Source organism: Caenibius sp. WL (genome assembly GCF_019803445.1).
In the GTDB taxonomy this organism is placed as follows: Bacteria; Pseudomonadota; Alphaproteobacteria; order Sphingomonadales; family Sphingomonadaceae; genus Caenibius.
In genome coordinates, this window is record NZ_CP081844.1 from 1,587,074 (window position 1) to 1,606,487 (window position 19,414).

Annotated in this window: 22 protein-coding genes; 4 read left to right on the plus strand and 18 right to left on the minus strand. The window is 65.4% G+C overall.

Features of this window, described 5'->3' with window-relative positions; translation table 11 throughout:
• Positions 1–11 precede the first annotated feature (11 nt).
• From K5X80_RS07345 to hisG, 6 genes are all read right to left on the minus strand, one after another.
• A complete protein-coding gene (locus tag K5X80_RS07345) occupies positions 12–899 on the minus strand; it encodes an acyl-CoA thioesterase (RefSeq protein WP_222560190.1) in 888 nt (295 codons plus the stop codon).
• Positions 900–1,039: 140 nt separating this feature from the next.
• Positions 1,040–3,169: a sodium-translocating pyrophosphatase gene (locus K5X80_RS07350; protein WP_222560191.1), complete on the minus strand. Its 2,130-nt coding sequence runs from the start codon at positions 3,167–3,169 to the stop codon at positions 1,040–1,042.
• A gap of 430 nt (positions 3,170–3,599) precedes the next feature.
• Complete coding sequence (gene thiL / locus K5X80_RS07355) at positions 3,600–4,493, minus strand: thiamine-phosphate kinase (RefSeq protein WP_222560192.1); 894 nt, start codon at positions 4,491–4,493, stop codon at positions 3,600–3,602.
• 469 nt (positions 4,494–4,962) lie between these two features.
• Positions 4,963–5,415, minus strand: coding sequence for a transcription antitermination factor NusB (nusB, locus tag K5X80_RS07360; RefSeq protein ID WP_222560193.1), 453 nt, complete (start codon positions 5,413–5,415; stop codon positions 4,963–4,965).
• Positions 5,412–6,701, minus strand: a complete 1,290-nt coding sequence (gene hisD, locus K5X80_RS07365; protein ID WP_222560194.1) for a histidinol dehydrogenase — start codon at positions 6,699–6,701, stop codon at positions 5,412–5,414. Before hisD ends, nusB begins: the two co-directional genes overlap by 4 nt.
• A complete protein-coding gene (hisG, locus tag K5X80_RS07370) occupies positions 6,701–7,372 on the minus strand; it encodes an ATP phosphoribosyltransferase (RefSeq protein ID WP_222560195.1) in 672 nt (223 codons plus the stop codon). Before hisG ends, hisD begins: the two co-directional genes overlap by 1 nt.
• Before the next feature lie 129 nt (positions 7,373–7,501).
• Here hisG and K5X80_RS07375 point away from each other — a divergent pair, with 129 nt between their 5' ends.
• Positions 7,502–8,599 (plus strand): DUF2332 domain-containing protein, encoded by a 1,098-nt coding sequence (locus K5X80_RS07375; RefSeq protein ID WP_222560196.1) that lies wholly within the window; start codon positions 7,502–7,504, stop codon positions 8,597–8,599.
• Between the two features lie 9 nt (positions 8,600–8,608).
• Here K5X80_RS07375 and K5X80_RS07380 read toward each other — a convergent pair whose 3' ends face one another.
• Positions 8,609–8,881, minus strand: a complete 273-nt coding sequence (locus K5X80_RS07380) for a BolA family protein (RefSeq protein ID WP_283249245.1) — start codon at positions 8,879–8,881, stop codon at positions 8,609–8,611.
• Between the two features lie 65 nt (positions 8,882–8,946).
• On the opposite strand from K5X80_RS07380, the gene K5X80_RS07385 reads away from it, so the two are divergent.
• Positions 8,947–9,531, plus strand: a complete 585-nt coding sequence (locus K5X80_RS07385; protein ID WP_222560198.1) for a J domain-containing protein — start codon at positions 8,947–8,949, stop codon at positions 9,529–9,531.
• A gap of 354 nt (positions 9,532–9,885) precedes the next feature.
• Here K5X80_RS07385 and K5X80_RS07390 read toward each other — a convergent pair whose 3' ends face one another.
• The 10 genes from K5X80_RS07390 to K5X80_RS07435 all read right to left on the minus strand — a co-directional run bounded on the left by K5X80_RS07390 (position 9,886) and on the right by K5X80_RS07435 (position 16,268).
• Complete coding sequence (locus K5X80_RS07390; RefSeq protein WP_222560199.1) at positions 9,886–10,275, minus strand: VOC family protein; 390 nt, start codon at positions 10,273–10,275, stop codon at positions 9,886–9,888.
• A gap of 15 nt (positions 10,276–10,290) precedes the next feature.
• Positions 10,291–10,938 (minus strand): glutathione S-transferase family protein, encoded by a 648-nt coding sequence (locus K5X80_RS07395; RefSeq protein WP_222560200.1) that lies wholly within the window; start codon positions 10,936–10,938, stop codon positions 10,291–10,293.
• Positions 10,938–11,624, minus strand: coding sequence for a dihydrofolate reductase family protein (locus K5X80_RS07400; RefSeq protein ID WP_222560201.1), 687 nt, complete (start codon positions 11,622–11,624; stop codon positions 10,938–10,940). The genes K5X80_RS07395 and K5X80_RS07400 overlap by 1 nt, the downstream gene beginning before the upstream one ends.
• Before the next feature lie 180 nt (positions 11,625–11,804).
• Positions 11,805–12,284 carry a VOC family protein gene (locus K5X80_RS07405; RefSeq protein WP_222560202.1) on the minus strand — a complete coding sequence of 160 codons (480 nt, stop codon included), beginning with the start codon at positions 12,282–12,284 and terminating at the stop codon, positions 11,805–11,807.
• On the minus strand, positions 12,277–12,912 hold the full coding sequence (locus K5X80_RS07410) for a glutathione S-transferase family protein (RefSeq protein ID WP_283249246.1): 636 nt from the start codon (positions 12,910–12,912) through the stop codon (positions 12,277–12,279). Before K5X80_RS07410 ends, K5X80_RS07405 begins: the two co-directional genes overlap by 8 nt.
• Before the next feature lie 2 nt (positions 12,913–12,914).
• Positions 12,915–13,715 carry a VOC family protein gene (locus K5X80_RS07415; RefSeq protein ID WP_222560204.1) on the minus strand — a complete coding sequence of 267 codons (801 nt, stop codon included), beginning with the start codon at positions 13,713–13,715 and terminating at the stop codon, positions 12,915–12,917.
• A 3-nt stretch (positions 13,716–13,718) separates the two neighbouring features.
• Positions 13,719–14,486 carry a DUF1428 domain-containing protein gene (locus tag K5X80_RS17285; protein ID WP_222560205.1) on the minus strand — a complete coding sequence of 256 codons (768 nt, stop codon included), beginning with the start codon at positions 14,484–14,486 and terminating at the stop codon, positions 13,719–13,721.
• A 76-nt stretch (positions 14,487–14,562) separates the two neighbouring features.
• Positions 14,563–15,240 carry a glutathione S-transferase family protein gene (locus K5X80_RS07425; RefSeq protein WP_222560206.1) on the minus strand — a complete coding sequence of 226 codons (678 nt, stop codon included), beginning with the start codon at positions 15,238–15,240 and terminating at the stop codon, positions 14,563–14,565.
• A 61-nt stretch (positions 15,241–15,301) separates the two neighbouring features.
• Positions 15,302–15,781 (minus strand): VOC family protein, encoded by a 480-nt coding sequence (locus K5X80_RS07430; RefSeq protein ID WP_222560207.1) that lies wholly within the window; start codon positions 15,779–15,781, stop codon positions 15,302–15,304.
• Between the two features lie 55 nt (positions 15,782–15,836).
• A complete protein-coding gene (locus K5X80_RS07435; RefSeq protein WP_222560208.1) occupies positions 15,837–16,268 on the minus strand; it encodes a VOC family protein in 432 nt (143 codons plus the stop codon).
• Between the two features lie 78 nt (positions 16,269–16,346).
• Between K5X80_RS07435 and K5X80_RS07440 the strand changes: the two genes are divergently transcribed.
• Both K5X80_RS07440 and cobS read left to right on the plus strand, forming a co-directional pair.
• On the plus strand, positions 16,347–17,057 hold the full coding sequence (locus K5X80_RS07440; protein WP_222560209.1) for a winged helix-turn-helix transcriptional regulator: 711 nt from the start codon (positions 16,347–16,349) through the stop codon (positions 17,055–17,057).
• A 65-nt stretch (positions 17,058–17,122) separates the two neighbouring features.
• The gene (cobS, locus tag K5X80_RS07445; RefSeq protein WP_283249247.1) at positions 17,123–18,115 is read left to right on the plus strand and encodes a cobaltochelatase subunit CobS; all 993 of its coding nucleotides are present in this window, start codon (positions 17,123–17,125) and stop codon (positions 18,113–18,115) included.
• 169 nt (positions 18,116–18,284) lie between these two features.
• On the opposite strand, the gene K5X80_RS07450 is transcribed toward cobS, so the two are convergent.
• Positions 18,285–19,397: a zinc-binding dehydrogenase gene (locus K5X80_RS07450; protein WP_222560211.1), complete on the minus strand. Its 1,113-nt coding sequence runs from the start codon at positions 19,395–19,397 to the stop codon at positions 18,285–18,287.
• Positions 19,398–19,414: the final 17 nt, after the last annotated feature.

The window sequence follows — 19,414 nt, forward strand, 5'->3', positions numbered from 1 at the left end:
CCCCGGCGCGCTCAGTCCTGCTTCACCTCGCGCAGCACGCCTTCCTGCGCGGTGCTGGCGACCAGCCGCCCGTCACGCGTGAAGATCTGCCCCCGGGTGAAACCGCGCCCGTTGCCCGCCCATGGGCTTTCGGTGACGTAGAGCAGCCATTCGTCGGCGCGGAAGGGTTCGTGGAACCAGATCGCGTGATCGAGGCTGGACCCGCGCATATCGCCGCGCACCATCGATTTGCCGTGCGGGCGCAACGCCGTCATCAACAGTTGCATGTCGCTGGCATAAGCCAGCACGGCGCGGTGCACGCGCGGATCGTCAGGCAGCGGGGCGACCGCGCGGACCCAGGTATGCGCCACCGCTTCGCTGCGTTCGCCGGTCAGCCAGCAGGGTTCTTCGACCGTGCGGATATCGAAAGCGAGCGGGCGCTTGATCGGCACGGGCTTGGTCGTCCCGCACCGTTCGGCGAAGCGGACGAGCTGGCGCGACATCCGTTCCAGCCCTTCGGGTTCCTCCACCATGGGCATGGGCTGGCGCTGGTGTTCCACCCCCCGTTCGCCGACATGGAACGAGGCGGTGAGGCTGAGGATCGGTTCGCCCTGCTGGCTGGCGACGACGCGGCGATTGGAAAAGCTGCGTCCGTCGAAATCGTTGGTGACCATGTAACTGATCGGCAGTTCGCTGGAGCCGGTGCGGAGGAAATAGGCGTGCAGCGAATGGGCGGAACGATCCTCATCCACAGTCCGTTCGGCGGCGGCCAGCGCCTGGGCGATGACCTGCCCGCCAAACAGGCGGCCGGGCGTCAGCTTCCAGCGTCGGCCTTCGAAACGATTGGCGCCGCGCGGCTCCATGTCGAGAAGGAGAACGAGATCCGCGACCAGCCGTTCGGGTGTCTCTTCAAGCAACATGCTGTCTACATGCGCCTCGCCGCATGCGCCGTCAACGCGTTGCTGAACGGGCGGTGAAATTTGCTGGCAGTTTGCCGGACAAGGAAAACCTCCGCCCGGATAATGCCGGGCGGGGGCTTCCTGAAATGCACTGCTTGGGGTCAGCCCGCTGCAAGCACCGCGAGCAGGAGAAGCGCCACGATGTTGGTGATCTTGATCATCGGATTGACCGCCGGACCGGCGGTGTCCTTGTAGGGATCGCCCACCGTGTCGCCGGTCACCGCGGCCTTGTGGGCTTCGCTGCCCTTGCCGCCGTGATGGCCATCCTCGATATACTTCTTGGCGTTGTCCCATGCGCCGCCGCCCGACGTCATCGAGAGCGCGACGAACAGCCCGCCGACGATCACGCCCAGCAACAGCGCGCCCAGCGCGGCAAAGCCGTTCTCCGGCCCGGCCACCAGGGTGATGACGAAATAGACCGCGATCGGGGCCAGCACCGGCAGGAGCGACGGCACGATCATTTCCTTGATCGCCGCCTTGGTGACGAGATCGACCGTGCGGGCATAATTGGGCTTGGACGTGCCCGCCATGATGCCGGGATCGTTTGCGAACTGATCGCGCACATCCTTCACCACATCGCCCGCCGCGCGGCCGACCGCCGTCATCCCCATCGCGCCGAACAGATAGGGCAGCAGCGCGCCCAGCAGCAGACCGACGATGACGTAGGGATTTTCCAGGCTGAAATCGACAGTCAGATCGGGGAAGAACTCCCCAAGATCGGTGGTATAGGCGGCAAACAGCACCAGTGCGGCAAGGCCAGCCGAACCGATGGCGTAGCCCTTGGTCACTGCCTTGGTGGTGTTGCCCACGGCATCCAGCAGGTCGGTCTTTTCGCGCACGCTGTCATCTAGGCCCGCCATTTCGGCGATGCCCCCGGCGTTGTCCGTGACCGGCCCATAGGCATCGAGCGCGACGACCATCCCGGCCAGCGCCAGCATGGCGGTGGCGCCATAAGCGATCCCGATCAGCCCGGCGAGCTGATAGGCGATGACGATTCCGGCGACGATGACCACGGTAGGCAGCGCGGTCGCTTCGAGGCTGACGGCGAGGCCCTGGATCACATTGGTGCCGTGGCCGGTTTCGCTGGCCTTGGCGATGGAACGGACCGGACGGTAATTGGTGCCGGTATAGTATTCCGTGATCCAGATGATCAGCCCGGTGATGACAAGGCCGAGCATCGCGCAAAGGAACAGCTGCACCCCGGTGAAGCCGCCCAGCGCGCCCGCTTCGCCCGCGGAACCCGGTGCGGCGCCGATCACCGCATGCATATCCCCCAGGGCATAGGAGGTGGCGAACCAGATCGCCGGAATGGCGAGTACGGCGGAAACGAGGAAGCCCTTGTACATCGCGCCCATGACATTGTTCGATTTGCCGAGGCGGACGAAATAGGTGCCGATGATCGAAGTGACGATGCACACGCCCCCGATCAGCAGCGGCAGCGCCATCAGGTTGGGCAGCAGATCGCCCACGCCCTTGAGCAGCAGCGCGGTCAGCACCATGGTGGCGCCGACGGTGACGACGTAGGTTTCGAACAGGTCGGCCGCCATCCCGGCGCAATCGCCGACATTGTCGCCCACATTGTCCGCGATCACGGCGGGGTTGCGCGGATCGTCTTCGGGGATGCCCGCTTCGACTTTGCCGACGAGATCCGCGCCGACATCGGCCGCTTTGGTGAAGATCCCGCCGCCGAGACGGGCGAAGATCGAGATCAGCGAAGCACCGAACGCGAGAGCGACGAGGCCATCGACCACTGTGCGGTCATCGCCGCCGATGCCGTAGCCGCCGGGGCCGGTGAGATACCAGTAGAACACGGAGATCGCGAGCAGCGCGAGCCCGGCCACGAGCAGGCCGGTGATCGCCCCCGCGCGAAAGGCGAGAGTAAGGCCCTGTTGCAGCCCGGTCTGGGCGGCGGCGGCTGTGCGCACATTGGCGCGGACCGAGATGTTCATCCCGATGAACCCGGCCACGCCGGACAGGATCGCGCCAATGATGAAGCCGATGGCGGAAATAGCGCCCAGCGTTCCGGCGATAATCGCGGCCACCACCACACCGACAATGGCAATAGTGCTGTACTGGCGCTTCAGATAGGCTTGCGCCCCTTCCTGTATAGCGCCAGCGATTTCCTGCATCTTTTCATTGCCGGGGCTAGCGCCCAGCACCTGACGACTGGTGATGAAACCATAAAGAATGGCCACCAATCCCAGGATAATTGCGATGAGTACCAGGTCCACGCCTTACCCCTCCTTTTGAACGTTCCCGCTTTTTGCGGAATACTTAATTGAGGGGCATAGTCTTAAGGCCGCTTGGGCGCGGCGCAAGCCCCAAACCTTGCAAGTGCAATGTGGAAGATAAAAAATTGTAATCGTTTAAAATACTGTGAAAGCATGACGCCGTGGGGCGGCAATTCAACCAATCTCAGGCAACCATCCGCTCTTGGGTATGCATGGTTTGCAAAACATGCATGCCTCGGCACAATTTCCGCTCAGCCTGAGCTTGTCGAAGGCTGCGAGCAACGGAAGCCTCCTGCTCTGGCAAGGTCCTGGCCACACGTGTGGTGCGTGGCCTTCGACAGGCTCAGGCTGAGCGGGTGGGGTATTTGCAAATCACACAATCGCCGTCTGCTTGTCCTTTTTCGTTTTCGCAGGAAGGAAGATGACGGGGCTAGGGCGCGCCGCGATGCTGATAGCCGAGCCCTTCCGCCGTGGCGTAGGCGATCCCCCCCGCGATCAGGGGGCTTCCGCCCGGCGCCAGAACCCGCCCGATCGCGGCGCAGGGGAAGGGAAGGGGGGCATCCTGCGGCGCGGCGAGCAGAAGCTGGTAATCGTCGCCCCAGCGCAGGGCATCCTCGCGCCGGTTCTCCGGCGCGGCGATGGGCACGGCGTCGCTGTCGAGCGCGATGGTCACGCCGCTGGCCCGCGCCATGCGCCAGCTATCGAGCAGCAGCCCGTCCGATACGTCCATCATCGCGTGGACATGGGGGGCCAGCGCCCGGCCCTCAGCAAGCAGCGGCACGGGGCGGCGATAGGCCGCGCTGTCCGCGCCGGTGCCGTCGCGCAGCGCCTCGTACCCCATCATCGCCGCGCCGACCGGGCCGGTGAGGTAGAGCGTATCGCCCGGCCGTGCGCCGCTGCGGGCGGGAACGGGGCGATGCGTCGCCCGCCCGAGAGCGGTGAGGCCGAGGACTTGCGGCCCCGTTCCGCCGTTCGTGCCCCCGATCGTGTCCCCGCCGAGCAGCGGCGTGTCGAACGCGGCGAGGACTTCGCGCAGACCGGCAAGGAAGCGCGTATCATCCGCCCCCAGCATATAGCCGAGCAGCACGCCCAGAGGTTCGGCCCCCTTGGCGGCAAGGTCGGACAGATTGGTGGCGACAAGCTTCCATGCGACATCGGCCGGGTCCTGCCCGGGCAGGAAGTGCACGCCTTCGGCCATCGCATCGTGCGTCAGCACCAGCGTTTCGCCCCCAAGGTCGAGCACCGCGCAATCGTCCTCCAGCCCGCGCGCGGCGGGATCGTGGGCGAGTGCGCGCAGCGCGGCGATGAACCCGGCTTCGTTCATGGCTGCCCCGTCAATCGCCGCCCGGCGTGGGGCAAGTTGACACAGTTGACACGGTTCAAGGAGTGGCGGTTGTGGCTGCGTTTGATGCGCCCGTGACCACCGGGTTCCCGCCTGCGCGGGGATGACGAATATGGAGAGTGAGGAACAAGAGCGGCGCGGTCATGGATGCGCGGGTGCGGAGCAAGTTGACACAGTTGACACAGTTCAAGGTGTGGGAATTGCAGTGAAGGCAGGGCGGCCCAACTCCGGCGTTGCTGCTGGCTCCCCGCCTGCATGGGGATGCCAAAAGAGCGAGGTGCCGCGCGTCGCCTTGCACAATCGTCATCCCCGCGCAGGCGGGGATTCAGTCCGGCGCCGCGGCAGCGGAAAGGTGGGCGAGGCATGGCATGGGCGCGGGACATCCGCCCTCTATGCCAAATCGGCGGGGTGTAGGAAAATGGCTTTTGCCGCCGGGGAAGAGGGATGGCCCTTAGCGGACGGCCTTCGCCACCGCGTCGAGCACACCGTTCACGAATTTCGCTTCGCGCTCGTCGAAGAAGGCGTGGGCGACATCGACATATTCGCTGATCGCGCTGGCCGTGGGCACATCGGCGCGGGCGACCAGTTCATAGGCCCCGGCGCGCAGGATCTGCAGCATCGTCTTGTCGAGGCGGGCGAGAGTCCAGCCCTGCGCCAGCTTGCTTTGCACCAGCGCGTCGATTTCCTCGCGCCGGGCATCGGCGCCGCGCACGATATCGTCGAAGAAGGCGACTTCGGCCTCGGCCATCTGGTCGCCGTCCACTTCCGCGCCCAGCCGGTGCTGGTGGAATTCGTCCAGCAGGCGCGCCAGCGGCGTTTTTTCCATGTGTTGTTGATAGAGCGCCTGCACGGCGGCGAGGCGCGCGGCGGAACGGGCGCGCGCCTTGGGATTGGGAGCGTTCATGACAATCTTTCCTGTACGGAGCGGGCGTGGGCGGGCAGCCCTTCGGCCTCGGCCAGCGCCACGGCGGCGGGGCCGATGGCGCGCAAGGCGTCTTCGCTCACGGCGATGAAGCTGGTGCGCTTCATGAAATCGAGCACCGAAAGGCCGCTGGCGAAGCGCGCGCGGCGGCCGGTGGGCAGGACGTGGTTGGGCCCCGCGACATAATCGCCCACCGCCTCGGGCGTATGGCGGCCGAGGAACACGCTGCCGGCGTGGCGGATTTCGGCAAACAGCGCCTCGGGATCGTCAGTCGCGATCTCGACGTGTTCGGCGGCCAGCGCATTGGCGAGGCGCGGCGCTTCGGCCAGATCGGCCACAGTGATGATGACGCCGTGATCGTCCCAGCTCTTGCGTGCGGTCTTGCCGGTGGACAGCATCGCGCATTGTACGTCGATCCGGTCTTCCACCTGTTCGCCGAAAGCGGCGTCGTCGGTGATGAGAATAGATTGCGAGGAGGGATCGTGTTCGGCCTGGCTCAGCAGATCGGCCGCGATCCAGTCCGGGCTGTTCCGGCCATCGGCGATGACGAGGATTTCGCTCGGCCCCGCCACCATGTCGATCCCGACCACGCCGTAAAGCTGGCGCTTGGCTTCGGCCACCCAGGCGTTGCCCGGCCCGGTGATGACATCGACCGGGCTGATCCGGCCGGTGCCATAAGCCAGCGCGGCAATCGCCTGCGCGCCGCCCACGCGCCAGATTTCGTCCACCCCCGCCAGATGCGCGGCGGCCAGAACCAGCGGATTGACTTCGCCCCCCGGCGTCGGCGTGGTGACGACCAGCCGCTCCACGCCCGCGACTTTGGCCGGAATGGCGTTCATCAGCATGGAGGAGGGATAAGCCGCCCGCCCGCCGGGGACATAGAGCCCGGCGGCATCGACCGCGCGCCATTTCGCCCCCAGCCGCACCCCGGCGGCATCGGTGAAATCGCGATCCTTGGGCAACTGGTCCGCGTGGTAGGCGCGGATGCGCTCCGCCGCCAGTTCCAGCGCGGCGCGAAGCGTCGGGTCGAGCGCCTCGAACGCTTCGCGGCAGGCTTCGGGGGCGATGCGCCAGTCGGTATCGGCAACCAGACCGTAACGGTCGAAACGCTGGGTGTATTCGACCAGCGCGTCGTCGCCCCGGGCGCGCACTTCGTTGAGAATCGTGCCGACAGTCTGCGCCACGTCACCCGCGCTTTCGCGGCGGTCGGCGACGATGCGGGCGAAGCGGGTTTCGAAATCGGGATCGGTGGTGGACAGGCGGCGCATCAGTTCGCCCCTTCACTTTGACAGGCCTTGCGGAAGGCATCGACCAGCGCGGCCACCCGGTCATCGGTCTTGAGCGCGGCGCGGTTGACGATCAATCGCGCGGAAATGCGCAGGATTTCCGCCGTTTCGACCAAGCCGTTCTCGCGCAGCGTGGTGCCGGTGGAAACGAGATCGACAATCCGCCCGGCCAGCCCCAGCGTCGGCGCCAGTTCCATCGCGCCGTTCAGCTTGACGCATTCGGCCTGGATGCCGCGGCTCTCGAAATAGCGGCGGGTGAGATTGGGATACTTCGTCGCCACGCGCAGGTGGCTGGTGTGGCCGCCGCCGTTGCCGGACGCCTGTCCCGCCGTGTCCTTCGGTTCGGCGATCGACAGGCGGCAGTGGCCGATGTCGAGATCGACCGGGGCATAGAGATCGGGGTAGTTGAATTCTTCCACCACGTCCGAACCGACGATCCCGGCCTGCGCCGCGCCGTGGGCGACGAACGTGGCGACATCGAACGCGCGCACGCGGATGATGCGCGTGTCGCCGCTTTCGGTGGCGAAGCTCAAAGCGCGGTTCTTCTTGTCATGGAACTCCGCCGCCGGAACGATACCGGCGCGGGCCATCACGGGCAGCGCCTCGTCCAGAATTCGCCCCTTGGGCACGGCAAAGGTCAATGGCTTGGTCATAATGACCGCGCACTTAGTGCCTGATTGGCATAAAATGAAGCGCGGATTGCATCGGGCCGCGCCTTGGCGCAGGCTGAAGCCGCCCGATGCGGCATTTTGGCACGGGGCCAGCGCCCGAAGGACAGCACGATGGACAGCGAACGACCCGCCGATGACATGCCCCACGCGGCGATCGAGGCGATCCGGTGGCAGGCGGAATACTGCCAGCGCAACGCGGCCCCGATCACGGCGCGGGTGGTCATGGCGGAACTGGCGGTGCTGAACAGCGATACCCGGTGCGGGCGCAGGCTGCGCGAATGGCGCGATGTTCGCCCGACCGATGCGATGCCGCTGCGGCTCGCCGGGGGGCTGCACCATCTCCATCTCACCGGGGCGGAGGCGCGGCTGGCCCCGGTCTATACCGGGGAACTGGCCGATCAGGCCATGGTGGACGATGTGGTGCTGGCGGTGGTGCGCGATCACGATGCGGCGCTGCTGCCGTGGCTCGACGGCCCGCCGCAGACCAACGAGGCGGGCCGTTCCGCCGGGATCATGGCCGGGCTGCTGTGGCTCGCGCCGCGTCTGGGGCCGCGTTTCACGCTGCACGAGATCGGGGCGAGCGCCGGGATCAACACGATGATGGACCGTTTCGCGTTCGATCTGGGCGGCGTGCGCGCGGGGGCGGCGGAGTCCCCGATGCGGATCGTGCCCGAATGGCGCGGGCCGCTGCCGCCCGCCAGCCGGGTGGAAATCACGCGCGTGCAGGGCAGCGACATCGCCCCGATCGATCTGGCCGATGCCGAAGCGGCGGTCCGCCTCAAGAGCTATGTCTGGGCCGATGCGCGGGAACGGATGGCGCGGATCGATGCGGCGGTGGCTCTGGCGCAGGCCCGGCCGCCGCTGCTGGAACGCGCCGATGCCGCCGACTGGGTGGAAAGCTGGCTCGCCATCCCGCAGGAACAGGGGGTTACGCGGGTGCTGTTCCATTCGATCGTCTGGCAATATCTGCCGGTGCCGTCGCAATTGCGGATCGAACAGGCGATGGAACGGGCCGGCGCGCGGGCCAGCGGGGACCGCCCGCTCGCCTGGGTGCAACTGGAAACCAACCGCGAAACCTATCGCCACGAACTGCGCGTGCGCTCATGGCCCGGCGCGGACGTGCCGGATGGCGAATGGGTCGTGCTGGGCACGGCCCATGCCCACGGCGCATGGATCGAATGGTTCCGCGATCCGCTCCACGCGGAATGATCCGCGCGCCTATTCCCCTGGGGCCACGGCCCTGATCGCCACGGCGTGAACCCGTTCGCCGGGAATGTCGCCCAGGGCGCGGTTGACCATGCGTTGCCGTTCCAGCCGCGATTTGCCCGCGAACCGGGCGCTTTCGATCAGGATGGAAAAGTGGGATTCGCCGCTGCCGTCATCGCCCGCATGGCCGTGGTGGCGGGCGCTGTCGTTGACGACTTCCAGCCGTTCGGGGGCGAAAGCGCTTTCAAGTAGGCGTTCCATTTCTTGTTGCAGCGGGCCAGCCATGAAATTTCTCCAGATTCGCGTTGCGGGGGTTCCATTATCGGGATGCATTCCCCATCCTGAAAGGCGTGAGACAGACAAAATTCCAAGGCCGGTTTGAAAGTCAGGGGCGCCTGTGCCAGGCGCCGGGGTGCGAGGAGGCGGGCGAATTCCGCGCGCCCGGCACCCGCCCCGCCGGTTTTGACGGGCCGGGCAGCTACCGCTGGTTCTGCCTCGATCACGTGCGCGCTTTCAACGCCGGATACGACTGGTTCGAGGGGATGAGCGCGGAGGAAATCCTCCACGCGCAATCCCCCACGGCGGGCTGGGCCACCGAAACCCGCGCGTTCAGCGCCAGCGCCACGGCGGGCGGCATTCCGCGCTGGGCGGACTTCGCCGATCCGCTGGACGCCATCGGCGCGCGCGCGGCGGAAATCAAACGGGCGGCAGCGGGCAACGCCAGCATGGCGCGCTTCACCCCGCGCGAACGGGATGCGCTGAACGTGATGGGGCTGGGCGGCGATGCCGACCGGCATGGCCTGCGCCGCCGCTATTCCGAACTGGTGCGCCGTTACCATCCCGACCGCAACGGCGGCGACCGCAGCCACGAAGGCCGCCTGCAGCGGGTGGTCGAAGCCTATCAGGTGCTGCGCCAGGCCGCGGCATTCGCCTGATTTTCACGCCGTGTCGGTTGACGGGGAACGGCGTTGAAGTGCGTATTGGGTTTGTCCAGCTGCGTTTATAAAACAGCGACTTGCGTGGTGCTTCTGTATTTTCTTGTGTGACTTTTCGTAGCCTGACCTTTCCGCACTGGAATGCTTCGATATTTGATGCGTGAGTGCCTCTGCCTGGCACCCCCTTCGTCATTCCCGCTTTCGCGGGAATGACGAGGATTGCTTGTTCCAGTGGGACAATCGCCAAACGAGTTCAGGGTGACGAAGTATTCGTCTGTAGGAAAGCGGAAACGGTGGGCTGCCTTCCATCCGCTACGCTCAATCCTTATTCCCGCGCAGGTGAGGCCTTGCCGATCACAGAGCCTCTTCCGCCCCATAAGGCCGGGTGATCATTTCGAGCAGGTGCCCGTCCGGGTCCTCGAAATAGACGCCGCGCCCGCCCCAGTGGCGGTTGATCGTGCCGGGTTGGCTGCGCGCCGGGTCGGCCCAGTAGGTCAACCCCTGGTCCGCGATCCTGGCCATGCCCGCATCGAATTCCTCCTCGCTGACAAGGAAGGCATAATGCTGCCGCGCGACGGGGCCGGTCTTTTCCATGAAATCGAGCGAGACCCCGTTGGCCAGCGGCACGACAAGGAAATGCGCAAACGGCTGCGCGGGCGGCAGGCCGAGCATAGTGGTGAGAAAATGCGCCGAACGCTGCTTGTCATGGCACCAGACGATGGTGTGGTTGAGCATGGCGGCCATGGCGGTTCTCCTCGATCAATCGCGATCCGGTGCGCCAAGCGGGAAGAAGGCGCGATAGGGCCGGGCGGCTTCGACGCAGCGGCTGACGGCGGGCAGAGCGAGCAGTTCGGCGCGCAGCGCGGCAAGACGCGGGCAATCCTCGGGAATCCGTTCCACCCAGTCGGCATAGAACAGCGAGGGCGCCGCGGCGCAACTGACCAGCGAGACATGCTGCGGCAGTTGATGGCTGGAAAGCCAGTTTTCGAGCCAGTGATAAGTGCGCTGCAACGCGGCCTTGCCCGCCGCGATTTCCGCCGGATCGGGGTTTTCCGCATCGGCCAGATAGGCGTTCACCACCCGCTGCATGCTGGCCATCACGTAGTTGTCGAACACGCGGTCGATCATCCGCACAGTGGTCGCCGCGAGCGGATCGGCCGGGATCAGCGTGCCGCCATCGGGGTGGCTGGCGGCGAGGTATTCGACGATCGCGGTGGCTTCGATCACGGTGCGTTCGCCGTCGCGCAGCACGGGGAATTTGCCCGCCGGATGGGCCGCCTGGACGAAGGCGGCATTGTCCGGATGATCGGCGCCGACTTCGCGGAATGCGTATTCCGCGCCGATGGCATGCAGCGCGATCTGCGCTTTCCAGGTGTAGGAGGAAAAGGGGTGGCCGTAGAGTTCCATCACCAGCGTCCTTCCGCCATGGCCTGCCGCCGGGCGCGTTCCTGCGGGGAAGGTTCCCCCGGAGTGGCGAAGGAACCGCTGTCCGCCAGCGGCCCGGCCGGTTCGTAAGTCGCCATGGCGATGCCGTTGCGCGACAGCCGGTGTTCGATCATGCGCAGCGCGCGCGGCGGCGTGCCGTCGCCGAACAACCGCTTGCCGCCGCCCAGAAGCACCGGCGCGATCATCAGCGTCACCCGGTCGAGCAGCCCGCGTTCGAGCAACTGGGGATAGAGTGTCGAACTGCCCTGGATGATGAGATCGGGCCCGTTCTCGGCCTTGAGCGCGGCCAGCGCGTCCATATCGGGCAGGCGGTGGCTGCCTTCCCATTCCAGTTCCCTGTCGGAGCGGGTCAGCACGTATTTGCGGGCCTTGGCGAACCCGATGGCGATGGATGCATCGGGATCGGATTCATCCTGCGGCATGAACGGCCAGTGGGCGGCGAAGATGTCGTAAGTCCGGCGGCCGAGCAGCAGATCGTATTCGCGGTCGAACAGATGGTCGATTTCCGCGCCCAGTTCCTCGTCGAACACACTCGTCAGCCATCCGCCATGAGTGAAGCCGCCGGTGGGATCTTCCTCCGGCCCGCCCGGCGCCTGCATCACGCCGTCCAGTGACAGGAAGACGCCGCCGATGATTTTGCGTGCCATGATGCTTTCTCCTCGTTCCAATGTTCGGGCCGGGATCGGTGCCCGGCGCTGTTTCGTCGCTCTGAACCTGGCTGGCGATTATGTTCTACTCCCCTTTCGTCATTCCCGCCTTCGCGGGAATGACGAAAGTTATGTGTTCCAGCGGGATAGTCGCCAACCAGCTTCAGGGTTCATGCCTTCTCACCCCGCCACGGCCGCTTCGATGGCGGCGATGTCGATCTTCTTCATCGTCAGCATCGCTTCCATCGCGCGTTTGGCGGCGGCGCGGTCGGGGCTGGCCATGGCCTCGGTCAGCGCGCGGGGGGTGATCTGCCACGACAGGCCCCAGCGATCCTTGCACCAGCCGCACTGGCTTTCCTGCCCGCCGTTGCCGACAATCGCGTTCCAGTAGCGGTCGGTTTCCTCTTGCGTGTCGGTTGCGATCTGGAAGGAGAACGCTTCGGATTGGCGGAAGGCCGGGCCGCCTTCGATGCCGATGCAGGGAATGCCCATCACGGTGAATTCCACGCTCAACACATCGCCCGCCTTGCCGGAGGGGAAATCCGCCGGGGCGCGGTGGACCGCGTCGAGCGAGGTGTCGGGGAAGGTTTCGGCATAGAAGCGGGCAGCGTGGTCCGCGCCGCTTTCGAACCATAGCGAAACGAGGGCTTTTCTAGGCATGGCTTTGCATCTCCGCGATCAGGGCGTTGTCGATGGCCTTGCCCGCCTGATAGGCCGGGCGGGCTCGGCAGCGTTCGGCATAGGCGGTGAAGGCGTCGCGTGCGGGGAGAGAGCCGAACGTCAGCCCCCAATCGATATGGCTGCCGACATAGACATCGGCCATGGTGAAGCGTTCCCCGCACACATAAGCGTTGGCCTGCAAATGGTTTTCGAGCGTGCCGACCGTCCGTTCGAAACTGCCGAACCCGGCCATGATCTGCTGGCGCGCATCCTGCGGTTCGAAACCGAGCTGCCTGGCCAGAACCGCCGTTTCCAGCGGCCCGGCGGCAAAATACATCCAGCGCAGATAAGGCGCGCGTTCCGCCTCGCGCGGGAGCAAGTCCTTGTCCGGGTGGGCGAGCGCGAGATAGGCGCAGATCGCGGCGCATTCGGTCACCACCTGATCGCCATAGGGGGCATGGTGGATCACCGTGGGCACTTTGCCCATCGGATTGGCGGCGAGGAAAGCGGCGGGCTTGTCCTGCCAGTCGACGATCACCGCTTCGTAATCCGCGCCCGCTTCGTGCAGCGCCCAGCGGGCGATCTGCCCGCGCGACATCGGGTTGGTGTAGAACGTGTAATCAGCCATGGTCATATCCCCTGCGTGCTGACGAGGCCGAACGCCGCGTCTTGCGGATCGCGCCCGACGATGATCCATTCGCCGCTCGGTACTTCGTGCGGGCCCATCAGAACCGCGCCGCCGCCCGCTTCGACCCCGGCTTTGGCTTCGGCAATGGCGGGGACGCGGAAATAGGGCAGCCACCCGGCCGGGGCGGCGGGATCGGGGCGCTGCATCATCGCGCCGAGCCGTTGCCCGCCGTGGTCGATGAAGCAGTAATCGCCGAGATCGCCCATCGGCATCGCTTCGTTGAACGCGAAACCGAAATGCCGGGCATAGAATGCTTTCGACCCGGCGAGATCGGGGCTGGCCAATTCGTTCCAGGCGACGCGTTGCGGCGCGGTGGGGGAAAAGACGTCGCTGGTGGCGTCGGGATTATCCGCCGGGGCGCGCGGGGTCATCACATAGATCGGCACGCCCTGAGGATCGGTCAGCATGGCGATCACGCCGACCCCGATATCGGTGGGCGGCATCATCACCTGCCCGCCGTCCTTGCCGATGCTGGCCACCGCCGCATCGATATCGGTGACGTAGAGATAGGGCAGCCAGCAGGGATGGGCGCCCGCATCGCACATCTGCGCGGTCAATTGCAGCACGCCGCCGTTGGCGCCGCCATCGCTGCGGATGATGTGGCGGTAATCGGGGCCTGCGGGATCGGGTGCGGGGTCTTTCACCACGTCCCACCCGATGATCGCGCCATAGAAGGCCCCGGCCGCATCGGCATCGGTGGTCATCAGTTCGTACCAGATGAAGCCGCCCGGCGGATTGCCCATGGTTCAGGCTCCCACGCTTTGCCGGGTCAGTTCGACCACCGGCCGGAACCCGCCATAGACCATGCGCTTGCCGTCGAACGGCGGTTCCACGCCCGGATTCTGTTCCATGAACTGTTTCATCCGTTCGTCCTGCATCATCTTCTCGTGCGAGGCGTCGCAGACTTCGCGCGATTGCCACTCGATGAGCGAGAAGACGACCACTTCGCCCGGCTCCGCCTTGACCGAGCGGAAGAAGTCGGTCTGCTTGCCGTGGGGCACGTCGTCCTGCCAGGCCTCGATCACCCGCGCGGCGCCATAGTCCTTCATGATATACCACATTTCGAGCGCGGCTGTGCGATAGGCTTCCTTGTTGCCTTCGGGCACCGGCACGATGAAGCCCTGCACATAGGGATCGGCCACCGCCTTGCCTTCGTCGACCAGCGGGGTGAAACCGCCGTAGATCATCCGCATGCCGTCGAACGGCATCGGGTTCTTTTCCGGATCGAAGCGTTCGTCGGTTTTCGAAAGCTCTTCCATGCGGCTTTCGAGGGCGGTGTAGGTGGCCTTGTCGGGCCATTCGATCCAGCTGAACACGACCGATTCATCATCCTTGCAATCGACTGCGCCGAAGAAATCGGTGGTGTGGCCTTTCTCGACATTGTCCTGCCAGCATTCGAGAATGCGGGTGGCCCCGTGCTCGATGAACAGCGGATCGGCGCTGCCGGCATGATCGATGAACTTCTGCTTGTTCGCGGTCGGCACCGCGATCACGAAACCCTGAATATACGTCATGATCCATCTCCTTCACGAAAAGGGGCGCCGGTCCGCGGCTGGGGGAGGGATGGGGCGGACCGGCGCCCTGGCGCTTTCAGGCGGCCGCCGGTTGGGGCGTGTCCCTGAAAGCGTCGAGCTGTGCTGTCAGCGCCCGTTCGAACGCGGGGCGCGAAAGGGCGCGGGCGAGGTAGGCGGCCAGATTGGCGCGGCCGGACACCAGATCGGTCTTGTCCGCTTCGCGCAGCACGGTGGCCATCGCGATATCGGCGATGCTGAATGGCCCGGCGAGCCATTCCCGCTCGCCCAGTGCGTCGGCCAGCCGGTCGAACCGCTGCCCGGCAAACGCCATCAGGCTCGGGCGGCGCAGTTCGGCCCATTCCTCACCCTTGGCGAAGATATCGATGGTCGACAGTTCGAAGATCAGCGGCTCCACACTGTTGAGCGCGGCGAACAGCCAGCTTATCGCCCGCTGGCGCGCCTGCGGATCGCGCGGCAGCAGCCGTTCGTCCTTCTCTCCCAGATGGAGCAGGATCGCCCCGCTTTCGAAGATTTCGAGGCCGTCTTCCTTCAGCACCGGCACCTGGCCCCAGGGCTGTTCGGCGTAATAGCCTTCGGGGCGCGGCCCGGCGGGGTTGATCAGCCGTTCGCTATAGGCAAGGCCGATTTCCTCGCAGGCCCAGCGCGGGCGCAAGTCCCGCACGAACCCGCGCGCGAAGCCGGGCACCCAGTCGAACGCGGTGATCTCGATGGCGGCATCGGGCTCTACAGGCATGGCACGGTTCCTTTTCGTTCGCGGCGCCGGATGATGGCCGCGTGTTGCAGTGGTCTGGCGCTCAGGCGCTGCCGGGCTGGCCGCACATCGCATCCTTGGCCGCGGCGCGCACTTCGTCCTCACTCAACGTCTGGAGCGTGTGGGCGATGGACCAGGAATGGCCGAACGGGTCGGCGATCTGGCCGTAACGGTCGCCCCAGAACATGTCCTGCGCGGGCATGGTGACAGTGGCCCCGGCCGCTTCCGCCCGGGCGATGGCTTCATCGGCATTGGCGACGGCGAGATGCAGGATCACCGGCGTGCCGCCCAGCGCCTTGGGGCCGAGCGTGCCGAACTCCTTGCGTTCATCGGTCAGCATCACCATCGCGCCGTTGATGGTGAGCGCGGCATGCATGATCTTGCCGTCCTCCCCATCGAGACGCATCAGTTCCTGTGCACCGAACGCGTCCTTGTAGAAAGCGATCGCGTCCGCCGCGCCGTCGCACACCAGATAGGGCGAAAGACCGGGAGCGGGGGCTGCGGGGCTTGCAGAGTCTGCCATGAATCTCTCCTCTCGTGTTTTCTTGTGTACCGCCCGTTTGCCGGGCGGGGCGGGTTCAGTCCGCGACTTCCGGCAGCTCGGCCTCACCTTCGGCAACGGCGGGGTCCATCCACATCGGTTCCCACACATGGCCATCGGGATCGGCGAACGCCCGGCTCATCATGAATCCATGATCCTGAGACGGATTCACATCCGCAATCCCGCCATGGGCCGCCGCGGTTTCGGTCAACCGGTTCACTTCCGCGCGATTTTCGCAATTGATGCACAACATGACTTCGCTGGCGTCGGCGGAGGGAATCGGGCGGGTGGTGAAGCTTTTCCACTTTTCGTGCGTCAGCAGCATGACAACGATGGTGTCGGACCATTGCATGGCAGCGGCGGTATCGTCGGTGAAGCGCGGTTCGTTCACGAAGCCGAGCGCGGTGTAGAAAGCCTTGGCACGGGGCAGGTCCGTCACCGGCAGATTGACGAAAATCATTCGCGGCATGGCACGCGTTCCTCTCTCTTGCATATTGTCCGAATCACTGTTGCATCTCTCTGCGCCTATGGGTTACTAATAGCAACCATGAAGTTACAAAAAGAAACTAAAGAGTCGGCAAAAGCGGAACGGGCGCATGGCGTGTGGTATGATGACGCCTGCGGCACTGCGTTTGCACTGGAGTTGATCGGCGAGCGTTGGTCGCTGCTGATCGTCAGGGAACTAATGCTTGGCGCGCGCCGTTTTTCCGACCTGCGCGCCAGCTTGCCCGGCATCAGCGCCAAAGTGTTGACCGACCGGCTGGAAGGGCTGGAAGCGGCCGGGGTGCTGCTGCGCCGCAAGCTGCCGCCGCCCGCCGCGGCGCAGGTCTATGAACTGACTGAATGGGGCTATCTCGCCGAACCGGCGATACAGGAACTTGGCCGTTGGGCGGCCCGTTCGCCTGCGCACGATCCGCGTCTGCCGCTGTCCCCGGTCTCGCTGATGCTCAGCCTGCGCACGATGATCGATCATGCCGCCGCGCGCGCCCTTGCCGCGACGATCGCTTTCGATGTGGGGGGCGAGCGGTTCCTTGCCCGCCTGGCCGGTGGCGAACTGGCCATCGCGCGCGCCGCCGATGGCGATCCCGCACCCGATTTCACTGTCACCACACCCGTGGCGCTGCCGTTCCTGCGAGTGGTTTACGGCAAGCAGCCGCTGGGCGAGGTGATGGCCGAAGGCGAACTGACCGTCACCGGCGACCGCGATCTGGCGGAACGGGTCTTCGCCCTGTTCGCTCTCCCGCCCAAATGCGGCTGAAAGGCCATTGATGTGGGCAAAGGTTGTTGCAGCGCATCGCGCGCGCGTCTAGGTCGATTCCCGCGATGAATGACATGACCGACAAAGCTTTCGAACATGGCGCCCGCACGGCGTTGCCCGCGCCCGATACGGAAATCAGCGTGCGCGATGTTTTTGGCATCGACATCGATATGACCGTGCCCGCTTTCTCCGTCGCGGACGAACGCGTGCCCGATCTCGATCCGAACTACGTGTTCGATCCCGATACCACGCTGGCGATTCTGGCGGGGTTCGCGTTCAACCGCCGCGTGATGGTGCAGGGCTACCACGGCACCGGCAAGTCGACTCACATCGAACAGGTCGCCGCGCGCCTCAAATGGCCGTGCATCCGCATCAACCTCGACGCGCATATCAGCCGGATCGACCTGATCGGCCGCGATGCCATCGTCCTGCGCGATGGCTTGCAAGTCACCGAATTCCGCGAAGGGCTGCTGCCCTGGGCGCTCCAGCACCCGGTGGCGCTGGTGTTCGACGAATACGATGCGGGCCGCCCCGACGTGATGTTCGTGATCCAGCGCGTGCTGGAAGCCGAAGGCAAGTTGACGCTGCTGGATCAGAACCGCGTGATCCGGCCCGATCCGAATTTCCGCCTGTTCGCCACGGCCAACACCGTGGGCCTCGGCGATACCAGCGGGCTTTACCATGGCACGCAGCAGATCAACCAGGGCCAGATGGACCGCTGGAATCTGGTCGTGGCGCTGAACTATCTCTCCGCCGAAACCGAACAGAAGATTGTCCACGCCAAGAACCCGGACACCGATCCGGCGGTGATCGCGCAGATGGTGCGCGTGGCCGATCTGACCCGGCAGGGCTTCATCAACGGCGATATCTCCACGGTGATGAGCCCGCGCACGGTCATCACCTGGGCGCAGAACGCCGCGATTTTCAAGGATATCGGCTTCGCCTTCCGCCTCAGCTTCCTCAACAAGTGCGACGAAGCGGAACGGATGCTGGTGGCTGAATACTATCAGCGCGTGTTCGGCGCCGAATTGCCGGAAAGCGTCGTTTCCAAGGCCTAGGATCAAACATCATTGCGAGCAGCCGGAGGCTGCGCGGCAATCCAGGGCGTAATGTCGGCTGCTCTGGATTGCCTCGCCTGTCGGCTCGCAATGACGGTTGCTTTCTTCATTCGCCATTTCCCACGCTTCTCTCGTCATTCCCGCTTTCGCGGGAATGACGAGAGAAGCTTCACCCATTCGGCACGATCAGCACTTTCTCGCCCGTTCGCATCTGGGCGTATTCCGCCACCACGGCGCGGTCGAGCATGTTCAGCAGCGGCACTTTGGCGGAATAGCCGCTGGCGAACGTGGTTTTCAGGCCGGCGACCACCCGTTCGCGCGCCTGGGCCATCCATTCGGGCGGGGCCTGCATCAGGAAATCGGTCAGGATGTAGCCGCCCAGTTCCCAGGTGAAGCCGAAATCGCGGGCGAAGCGGGTCGGCCCGCGATCCAGCATGCCGTAGATGTAAATCTTCTTGCGCGTGTGCGTGCCATAGGGATCGTAGGGCGCATCCAGCGCGGCGACTTCTTCCATCGCGTTGAAAATGCGGCCCACCAGATCGCCTCCGCCGATGGCGTCGAACGCCAGCATCGCCCCGGTCGCGCGGATCGCGGCGACGAGCTGTTCGTGGAAATCGGGCGCGCTGGAATTGCACACATGCTCCGCCCCGATCCCGCGCAGCAGGGCAACGTGTTCCTCCTTCCGCACGATATTGACGAGGGGGACGCCATCCTCCTTGCAGATCTTCACCAGAATCTGCCCGAGATTGGATGCGGCGGCGGTGTGGATCAGGCCGGTGAAGCCCTGCTTGCGCATGGTTTCGACGAAAGTCAGCGCGGTGATCGGATTGACCACGCTCGACGCGCCGGTGGCCGCATCGACCCCATCGGGCAGGGCGAGGCAGGCGCGCGCATCGACCAGCCGGTATTCGCTGTACATTCCGCCTTGCAGGCAGGTGACGGTCTTGCCCAGCAGCGCCTGCGCTTCGGGCGCATCGCCCGCCGCGATCACCGTGCCCGCACCTTCATTGCCGCAAGGCATGGGATAGCCGATCCGCTTGAGGAACGGCGGCGGCGGTGCGCCCTCCATCCGGGCGACGATCCTGCCCGGCGTATAGTCGGCACCCGCAATATCGAACGGCCCGAACATCACGCCGAGATCCGATGGATTGATCGGCGATGCCTCCACCCGCAGCAGCACTTCATGGCCGGTGGGGGCAGGCAGCGCCTGTTCCACGAATTCGACCGTCAGCGTGCCGTCGGCCGCATATGTCGAGGCAATCGCTTTTCCGGTAACGCTCATCCTGTTCTCTCCCTTTT